This is a genomic window from Streptomyces sp. NPDC001270 (assembly GCF_042896695.1).
GTDB lineage: Bacteria > Actinomycetota > Actinomycetes > Streptomycetales > Streptomycetaceae > Streptomyces.
Window position 1 is genome coordinate 123,436 of record NZ_JBIAXM010000023.1, and the last position, 6,227, is coordinate 129,662.

General features: G+C 73.1%; 5 protein-coding genes and 1 pseudogene. 3 read left to right on the plus strand and 3 right to left on the minus strand.

Annotated elements, in window-relative coordinates; translation table 11 throughout:
* Nucleotides 1-296: 296 nt before the first annotated feature.
* Nucleotides 297-983 (minus strand): class I SAM-dependent methyltransferase, encoded by a 687-nt coding sequence (locus tag ACFY2B_RS32145; protein WP_390766580.1) that lies wholly within the window; start codon nucleotides 981-983, stop codon nucleotides 297-299.
* A 402-nt stretch (nucleotides 984-1,385) separates the two neighbouring features.
* On the opposite strand from ACFY2B_RS32145, the pseudogene ACFY2B_RS32150 reads away from it, so the two are divergent.
* A pseudogene (locus ACFY2B_RS32150) lies at nucleotides 1,386-1,874 on the plus strand (histidine kinase dimerization/phosphoacceptor domain-containing protein); the annotation flags it as partial.
* A gap of 161 nt (nucleotides 1,875-2,035) precedes the next feature.
* Nucleotides 2,036-2,818: a maleylpyruvate isomerase family mycothiol-dependent enzyme gene (locus tag ACFY2B_RS32155; protein WP_390766581.1), complete on the plus strand. Its 783-nt coding sequence runs from the start codon at nucleotides 2,036-2,038 to the stop codon at nucleotides 2,816-2,818.
* Nucleotides 2,819-2,947: 129 nt separating this feature from the next.
* Here the strand turns inward: ACFY2B_RS32155 and ACFY2B_RS32160 are convergent, their stop codons facing one another.
* Nucleotides 2,948-4,132, minus strand: a complete 1,185-nt coding sequence (locus tag ACFY2B_RS32160) for an AI-2E family transporter (protein ID WP_390766582.1) — start codon at nucleotides 4,130-4,132, stop codon at nucleotides 2,948-2,950.
* Between the two features lie 257 nt (nucleotides 4,133-4,389).
* Here ACFY2B_RS32160 and ACFY2B_RS32165 point away from each other — a divergent pair, with 257 nt between their 5' ends.
* Nucleotides 4,390-5,226, plus strand: coding sequence for a chitosanase (locus ACFY2B_RS32165; protein WP_390766583.1), 837 nt, complete (start codon nucleotides 4,390-4,392; stop codon nucleotides 5,224-5,226).
* A gap of 35 nt (nucleotides 5,227-5,261) precedes the next feature.
* Here ACFY2B_RS32165 and ACFY2B_RS32170 read toward each other — a convergent pair whose 3' ends face one another.
* Nucleotides 5,262-6,044 carry a TetR family transcriptional regulator gene (locus tag ACFY2B_RS32170; RefSeq protein ID WP_390766584.1) on the minus strand — a complete coding sequence of 261 codons (783 nt, stop codon included), beginning with the start codon at nucleotides 6,042-6,044 and terminating at the stop codon, nucleotides 5,262-5,264.
* Nucleotides 6,045-6,227 lie beyond the last annotated feature (183 nt).

Consider the following 6,227-nt stretch of genomic DNA (forward strand, 5'->3'; position numbering starts at 1 on the left):
AGGTCGGCCGGGTCGATGAAGGCTACGTCCAACGGGGTCACGGAGGTCGACTCCATCACGGTCGCGCGGGACGCGCATCCGATTTCCGGAGGGCGGACCATGCGTCCCCCCGGTGCCGGAGTGTGCGTCTTCCGAGTGGCGGACCGCGTGTCCTCCGGGCCCGGAACGGGCGACTCGACTCCCGGTGCCGGACTGCGCCCGCCGGTCCGGCCGGATGCCATAGGTCCTCTTCGTGTCGGACCGTGCGCCACCGGTCTTCCTCGGTCCGGACTGCGTACCGCTGGGTTTCCTCACGCTCACGTCGTCGGACCGTGTGCCGCCGGTCCTCCCGCAGGTGAGCGCGTCACCCGCCCGCCACCCGTGACGGACCGGTGGCCGGCGGCGGACCGTGGCGTGGACGCGGCGGACGGCCGCGGGGCGGCGGCCCGGTACACGAACGCGGGCGGCACGTTGGGCCACACCACCGGGCCGCGTTCGACCAGGGCGAAACGGTCGCTCAGGTCGGCGACGAACCGACGGCCCGGCGGGGTCCAGGCGGCGTGCGGATAGGCGAAGGTGGTGAACCGGCCGCCGGGCACCAGGCTGCCGGCGACCGCGTCCAGCGTGCGATGCCGCTCCGCGGCGGGCATGACCGTCCACGGCAGGCCGGACACGATCGCGTCCACCGGACCGCCCGCGGCCCGCGCCAGGTCCGCCGCGGCGCCGGTGACCACCGTGAGCCGCGGGTCGTGCCGGGTGGCGGCCAGACGCGCCGCGAGCCGCGGATTCAGCTCGATCGAGACGAGTCGCGCGTCCGTGGGCAGCAGCCGCAGCAGGGCATCGGTGAACACACCTGTCCCGGGACCGAGTTCGACGACCAGAGCGGCGTCCGTGAGACCGACGCCGTGGGTCATGGCGCGGGCCAGCCGGCGCGAACTGGCGGCCACCGCTCCGGTCATGAGGGGATGCCTGAGGAATTGCGTGGTGATCGACACGGCAGCCATGCTGGGCACCCGTGGTGTGGCCCGGCGTCGTGCTCCCGGTCCGTGCGGGTCCTCCTCGGGTAGTACCCCGGTGCAGCCCACGGACTGACGTCCCGCCGTCCGGGACCGCCGTAGCGTGAGGCGGTGCTTCGTCTGATGGAGAGCCTGGCCGGGTGGCGTCGGCGCCATCCCCGGCTGATGGACGTCCTGCTCGTCGTGTTCGTCGCCGTACCGCCGGTGATCCGCGAACAGCCCGGCTGGCGGCCCGTGTGGGTGCAGATCACGGTGTACACGGCGCTCGTGCTGCCCCTGCTGTTCCGGCGCCGGTACCCGGTCGTGGCCGCAGCGCTTGTCACGGCCGCCTTCTGGGCGCAGTACCTGGGCGAGGTGTGGGGCCGGGAACCGGGGCGCGGAGCCCTCGCCATGGCCGCCGTCTTCTACACCCTCTCGGTGCGCGGGCTGCGCCGCGCCGCCCTCGTGACGGCCCTCTGCGCGGGGACGTGCGTGCTGGTGTGGATACCCGGCTGGGTCGTGGACCACCCGCGCGCCGGGGCCGGCGGCGACGCCTGGCTCACTTTGCTCTCCGTGGTCCTGTGGCTCACCGGGGCCTGGACCTTCGGTGCGTATGTGCGTGCCCGCCGCGCCTACCTCGCCGAGTTCGCCCGCCGCGCCGAACTCGCCGAGGCGCAGCGGCTGGCGCTGGCCCGCGCCGCCGCGGCCGAGGAACGGGCCCGCATCGCCCGCGAGATCCACGACGTCCTCGCGCACGGCATCACCGTCATGGTCCTCAACGCCGAGGGAGCCAGGCTGGCCCACCCCACCGACCTCTCGGCCCCGGACCGCGCGCTGCGCACCATCGGCACCACCGGCCGGGCCGCGCTGCGCGAACTCCGCGGACTCCTGGACGTCCTGCGCGCCGACGACCTGTCCGGCCGGACCGGGGACGCCCCGCGGGCCGGTGCCCACCGGGGTGCGGCCGGACCCGCCCACGACCGGCCACGGGCGCGGCGGTCCTGCCGGTCGCGCCGGAAAACGGCTGCGGCTACGGCGGCCCGGTCTCGTAATGTGGCCCCATGCCTCGTTGGGACCTCGACCGCTACCGCGCCGAAATCCTCACCCAGACCGATCTGTTGCGGGATCTGCTGGCCGGCGCCGATCCCACGGTCCACGTGCCGACCTGCCCGGAGTGGAACCTCGGCCAACTGGCGCGGCACGTGGGCGGTGCCCACCGCTGGGTGGAGACCATCGTCCGCACCCGGGCCACCGAACCGGTGTCCGACGCGCTCGTCAACGACGTCTTCGGCTACGGCGACGAGGACATGGCGGTGCTCGACGCCTGGCTGGCCGACGGCGCACGCCGGCTCGCGGACGCGTTCGCCGACGCCGGTCCCGACGCCCGAGTGTGGACCGTCGTGCCCGATCAGCCCCTGGTGTTCTGGGCCAGGCGCATGCTGCACGAGACCGTCGTCCACCGCGCCGACGCCGCCCGGACCCTGGGCGTCGGCCACGAGACCGACGCGGCCGTGGCCCGGGACGGCCTCGACGAGTGGATGTCCTTCGGCACGGTCCCCGAAGCGTACGACCCCGGGACCGACGAGCCCCTGCTCGGGGCCGGCCGCACCCTGCGCCTGTGCGCCACCGACGATCCCGCCGGCGACTGGTTCGTCGACCTCACCGGCGACGTTCCCCGCTGGCGGCACGCGGGCGACGCGGCGGCGGTCACCGTCCGGGGACCGGTCACGGACCTGCTGCTGCTCGTCTACGGCCGGCCCGTCGACGCGCGGACCGAGGTGCGGGGCGACCGGTCCCTGCTCGACCTGTGGCTGCGGCGGACGGGCTTCTGGCTGCACGAGTGACCCGGCGCGGTCGAACCGGCGCCGGACGTGCCGCGCCGGCGGACGTGTTCACCGCGTCGGCGGACGTGAGGTGCAGCCGACGCCCCGACGCCCCGACGCCCCGACGTCCAGAGGGCGTCGGAACGGTCGCTACGGCGGCGGTGTCGCCCGCAGTGCGCGCAGCACCGCCCAGACGACGGAGACGAGCGGGACCGCCACGACCGCGCCGATCACGCCCGCGACGATGCCGCCCGCGATGACGGAGACGGCGACGACCAGCGGGTGGAGCCGGACCGCCCAGCTCATCACCAGCGGGTGCAGCACATGGCCCTCCAACTGCCCGATGACGACGATGAGCACCAGGACCGCCGCCGCCGTGACGGGGCCGCGCCCGGCGAGGGCGACCACGGTGGCGACGCCGAGCGCGATGGGCGAACCGATGAGGGGCACGAACGCGGCGAAGAACTCCAGGAGGGCCAGCGGCAGCGCGAGCGGCACCCGGAGCAGGAGCAGCGCGGCACACACCAGCACCGCGTTGGTGGCGGCCACGATGATGATGCCGCGGGTGTAGCCGGCGAAGGTGTGCCAGGCCGCCCGGCCCGCGCGGTCCCACCCGTCCCGGGCCCGGGCGGGCAGCAACTGGTCCCGTGCCCAGTCCCACAGCCGCTCGCCGGAATGGATGAAGAAGACGGAGGAGAACAGCGCGAGGGCGATGCCGGTCCCCACCTCGATGACCCTGCCGAGACCGCTGACGGCGCGGCTGAGCAGGCTCCCGCGGTGGGTGCTGAGGTAGTTCATCAGCTGGCGCTGCAGGTCGGCGAGGCGGCCCCGGCCGAGCCGGAACGGGGGGTGCTGGAGCCACTCCTCGATCCGGTGGATGCCGCCGCGGAACTCGCCCGCCAGCTTCGTCGACTCGCCGGCCACCGCGTTCCCCACGAGCGCGAACAGCCCGAGTACGACCAGCACGCTGCCGATGAGCGCGACGGCCACGCTCAGCGGCCGCGGGAGCACGCGGCTCAGCAGGTCGGCGATGGGGCGCAGCACCGCGGTGAGGACGCCCGCGAGGAACAGGGCCACGGCGACGAGCTGGAAACGGCCGAGGACGGTGAACAGGCCGTAGACGGCGAAGCCGACGAGGATGAGCCGCCAGGCGTAGGCGGCGGCGACCCGCAGCCACGGCACCGTCCACTCGGCCGCCGCGGTCGTGACCTCCCGCGGTCCGGAGCGGGTGCGCAGGGGCGGCCGCACCGGGCGTGCCGGCCTGCTGCCCAGGACCGCACCCCGCGGGCCGCGCCCGCGGCCCGCGTCTCCCTTCCGTCCCTGATGACCAGTCATGTCTAGAGCACGGTAAGCGCAACCGGGACCGCTGACGGGGTGCAACGCGCCCGGACGGACAGGGCGGCGCCGGCCTGGACACCCGCCCGCACCGTGGGCTTGCCCGTATGCGTCACGACTTCGTCTCGTCCGATCCTACGAACTTCCCGCGCCGGGGCTTCCCCTCCCACGTCTAATAGGAAACCTTCCTATCAATGCGTGGCAGGCACCGAACCAGGTTCCGAACCCCCCACCCCCACCCTCGGTTGGAGTCCCTGATGCATCTCGGCCATGACGCAGCATCATCGACCGGCGTGTCCCGCCGGACGTTCGTCGCCCTGACCGGAGCCGCGGCGATCGGCGCCCTCGTCGCCGTGCCCCGCGCCACCGCGGCGCCCTCGGCGGCGCCGGGCCTCGACGACCCGGCGAAGAAGGAGATAGCCATGAAGCTCGTGTCGAGCGCGGAGAACTCCTCGCTCGACTGGAAGGCCCAGTACAAGTACATCGAGGACATCGGCGACGGCCGGGGCTACACCGCGGGCATCATCGGGTTCTGCTCGGGCACCGGTGACATGCTCGACCTCGTGGAGCTCTACGCCGCGCGCAAGCCCGGCAACGTCCTCGCCAAGTACCTGCCCGCCCTGCGCCAGGTCGACGGCACCGACTCGCACGACGGGCTCGACCCGAACTTCCCGCGGGACTGGCGCACCGCCGCCCAGGACACCGTCTTCCAACAGGCCCAGAACGACGAGCGGGACCGTGTCTACTTCAACCCCGCGGTCAGCCAGGGCAAGACCGACGGACTGCGCGTGCTCGGCCAGTTCGCGTACTACGACGCCATCGTCATGCACGGCGACGGGGGCGACGCCACCAGCTTCGGCAACATCCGCAAGCGGGCGCTGCGCTCCGCGAAGCCCCCGGCGCAGGGCGGCGACGAGACGGTCTACCTCGATGCCTTCCTCGACGCCCGGGTGTGGGCCATGAAGCAGGAGGAGGCGCACAGCGACACCAGCCGGGTCGACACCGCGCAGCGCGTCTTCCTGCGCGCGGGCAACCTGGACCTGAACCCGCCGCTGGACTGGAAGGTCTACGGCGACAGCTACCACATCGGCTGACCTTCGAGGGAACTGAGTGCTCTCAAAAAGAGCACTCAGTTCCCTCTCGGCGTACCCTCGTCCCGCCTGCCCTCCAACTGCTGCACGATCTGCCACATGGGCGTGCCGCTGCGGGTGATCACGACGAGGGTCTCCCCGGTGTCGCCCCAGGTGCGGTGGACGAGGTCGAGGGCCCGGTCGATGCCCGCCGCGGCGTCGCCGCGGGCACCGGAACGCAGCCAGGCGCGCAGCCCGTAGTTGTGCGCGGCCACCACGCTCGCGGCGACCGTGTACGCGCGGACGTCACCGTCCGGCAGTGTGGCGAACCGCCCCTTGAGGTAGTCGGCGAGGGCCCGTTCGTAGCGCCGGACGACGGACGTCTCGTGGGTCTTGAGCGCCGGCACCTTGCGGGTGAGCGCATACCGCTGCACCGAGAACTCGGCGTTCTCCGCGTACATGCGCATGACCAGCCGGGCCGCCCCGCAGGCGCGCGCGACCGGATCGGGGTCCCGGGCCCCGTCCGCCAGGTACGCGACCATGTCGGCGAGCGCCCCCTCGTGGTCGGGGAAGACGACTTCCTCCTTGGTGGGGAAGTACCGGAAGAAGGACCGGCGGCCCACCCCGGCCCGGCGCACGATGTCGTCGATGGTCGTGCTGTCGTAGCCGCGCTCCGTGAACAGGTCGAAGGCGGCGGAGACGAGGAGGTCCCTGATGGGGGTCTTCTCCCGGTCGTCGGCGGTCCCGGCGCCGTCCGTCCCGGCGCGCGCCGTGCCGTCGTGAGCGGTGTCGGCGCGCGGGGTGTCGTCGCGCGTCGTGTCCTCGTGCTGCTGGTCCGCCATGGCCCGAACGTACCTCTTCCCTTCCAGCGTGGCACTCAATATGCATAATGAGGGTACTGAGTGCCACTCCAGGGGAGAGCTGATGTCGGACTTCGACCTGTACCGCCCGTCCGAGGAGCATGGGATGCTCCGTGATTCCGTGCGTTCGCTGGTGGAGGCGAAGATCGCGCCGTTCGCGGCGGT